Source organism: Streptomyces sp. NPDC000941 (assembly GCF_053599555.1).
This window is the reverse complement of record NZ_JBSFMM010000496.1, coordinates 1-2,384: the sequence shown is the minus strand read 5'-3', so window position 1 is coordinate 2,384 and position 2,384 is coordinate 1. Positions and strand designations below refer to the sequence as shown.

The window sequence follows — 2,384 nt, the reverse complement described above, 5'->3', positions numbered from 1 at the left end:
GGCCCAGCGCGTGGCCGGGCGGCTGCGGGGCGGTCTGCGGGCCGCGACCGACGGGCTGGCCCCGGACGCGCGGGCGCTGCTCCCGGGGCTTGTCGTGGGGGACACCTCACGGGTGTCGCCGGATCTCGAAGAGGCGTTCCGGGCCGCCGACATGACGCATCTGCTGGCGGTCAGCGGAAGCAACCTGTCGGTGATCCTCGTGCTGCTCATCGGACCGCCCCACCTCGCCGCCCGGGCCGAGCGGCGTGGGCTCGCCGCCCGGCTGGGCGTCCCGCTGCGGATGACCGCGCTGCTCGGCGGCGGGCTCACGCTCGGCTTCGTCATCGTCTGCAGACCCGACCCCAGCGTGCTGCGCGCCGCCGCGTGCGGGCTGATCACCCTGCTGGCCATCGCCACCGGCCGCCGCCGGTCCCTGCTGCCCGCCCTGGCCGCCGCCGTCCTGGTACTGGTCCTCTACGACCCCTGGCTGTCGCGGAGCTACGGATTCCTGCTCTCCGTGCTGGCCACGGGCGCGCTGCTCACCCTCGCACCAGGTCTCGGTGCCGCCCTGCGGCGGCGCGGGCTGCCGCCGCAGCCCGCCGAGATGCTGGCCGCGGCCGTAGCGGCCCAGGCGGTGTGCGCGCCGGTGGTCGTGGTGCTGGCCGGCCGGGTGAGCCTGGTGGCGATCCCCTGCAATCTGATCGCCGAGCTCGCGGTCGCCCCCGCCACGATCCTCGGTTTCGCCGCCCTCGCGGCGGCCCCGTTCGCGTTCCCGGTCGCCGAGTGCCTGGCCTGGCTGGCGGGTTGGCCGGCCGGGTGGATCGCCTCCGTCGCCCGCGCGGGCGCGGGGCTGCCCGGGGCGGAGCTGGCCTGGCCGGGCGGCTGGACCGGCGGGCTGCTGCTGACCGCCGTCACCGCCGTCGCCGTGTTCACCGGTCGCCGCCTGCTGAGGCACCGGCTGCTGTGCGCGCTCTGCGCGCTGCTCCTGCTGCTCGCACTCATCCGCCCGGCTCCACTGGCACGCGTCATCTCCGGGTGGCCGCCGCCCGGTTGGCGCCTGGTGGTCTGCGATGTCGGCCAGGGCGACGCGCTGGTCCTCTCGGCCGGCCCCGGCACGGCCGTCGTCGTGGACACCGGGCCTGAGCCGCGCGCCGTGGACCGCTGTCTGCGGAGGCTGGGCGTGGTCCGCATTCCGCTGCTCGTTCTCACCCACTTCCACGCCGACCATGTGGCGGGGCTGAGCGGCGCGTTGCGCGGCAGGGCGGTGGGCGCGATCGAGACGACGCCCCTGCGGGACCCGCCGGATCAGGCCGAGTCCGTGCGCCGCCGGGCCGGGGCGGCGCATATCCCGATGGTCACCGCCGCACCGGGGGAGCGCCGCCGGATCGGCTCCCTGTCGTGGGAGGTGCTGTGGCCGCCGCCCACGGCCGTGCGCTCTGCGGAGGGACAAGGCGCGCCCGCGCCGACCGTGGAGGGGCCGAACGACGCGAGCGTCACGCTTCTGGTCCGCACGGCGGGCCTGACCTTCCTCCTCCTGGGCGATCTCGAACCGCCCGCACAGAGTGCCCTGCTGGCCACCCACCCCGCGCTGCCCGAGGTGGACGTCCTCAAGGTCGCTCACCACGGTTCCGCCTACCAGGACCCGGGCCTGCTCCGCCGCGTGAGCCCGCGCCTCGCGCTGATCAGCTGTGGTGCGGACAATCCGTATGGCCACCCATCACCCCGAACCGTCGCCGCCCTCCGTGCCCGGGGCGCCGCCGTTCTGCGCACCGACTCCGCCGGTCCGATCGCGATCACCGGTCCGGACCTGCGGGCGGCGGTCAGATGACGCGGGTCACGCCCGGCGGTGGCGGGTGGCCACCCGCCACCGGGGCTACTCGGTCTCCAGCCATCCCTCGTACTCGGCCGCGTACGCGTCCAGCGCCGCTGGATCCAGGGCCTTGGCCGGGTCCTCCACGACCACCAGCCACTGCGCGTCCTCCGCGTCGTCCTCGCCCGCCAGCGCGTCCCGGATCAGATGGGGTTCCTCGGCGACGCCGAAGCGGTCGGCCAGGCCCTCGGCCACCTCCTCGGCCGCGTCGCGGTCGGGGAGTACGAGGACATGTCGTACGGGGTCGAGGCGCGCATCGGTCACCGGATCATTGTCGGGCATCAGGGGAGCGGGGCTGTCGGGGTTGTCGAGGTTGTCGGTGGGTCGTGGGATGCTGGACGGCGATGGCCAGGAAGACGACGACCGACGATCCGCTCGCCCCCGTGACTCTCGCCGTGGGCCAGGAGGACCTGCTGCTCGACCGCGCGGTGCAGCAGGTCGTGGCGGCGGCCCGGGCCGCCGGCCCGGCCACCGATGTTGGCGGCCACATGGACGACGCCGGGCACCCCCGCACCCGCGCAGAACCGGAGAGCGG

Annotated in this window: 2 protein-coding genes and 1 pseudogene; 2 read left to right on the top strand and 1 reads right to left on the bottom strand. The window is 75.6% G+C overall.

Annotated features, from left to right (window positions below; translation table 11 throughout):
- Nucleotides 1-1,807: ComEC/Rec2 family competence protein (locus tag ACWDSL_RS53020; RefSeq protein ID WP_450496899.1), on the top strand; the 1,807-nt coding region annotated here is incomplete at its 5' end.
- A gap of 45 nt (nt 1,808-1,852) precedes the next feature.
- Here the strand turns inward: ACWDSL_RS53020 and ACWDSL_RS53015 are convergent.
- Nucleotides 1,853-2,131: a hypothetical protein gene (locus ACWDSL_RS53015; protein ID WP_450496897.1), complete on the bottom strand. Its 279-nt coding sequence runs from the start codon at nt 2,129-2,131 to the stop codon at nt 1,853-1,855.
- A gap of 62 nt (nt 2,132-2,193) precedes the next feature.
- Between ACWDSL_RS53015 and ACWDSL_RS53010 the strand changes: the two are divergent.
- Nucleotides 2,194-2,384 (top strand): annotated as a pseudogene (locus ACWDSL_RS53010) (DNA polymerase III subunit delta); the annotation flags it as partial.

Excerpts from the sequence above, each read along its gene's own strand:
- ACWDSL_RS53015 (WP_450496897.1), bottom strand. The coding sequence starts at position 2,131 with ATGCCCGACAATGATCCGGTGACCGATGCGCGCCTCGACCCCGTACGA.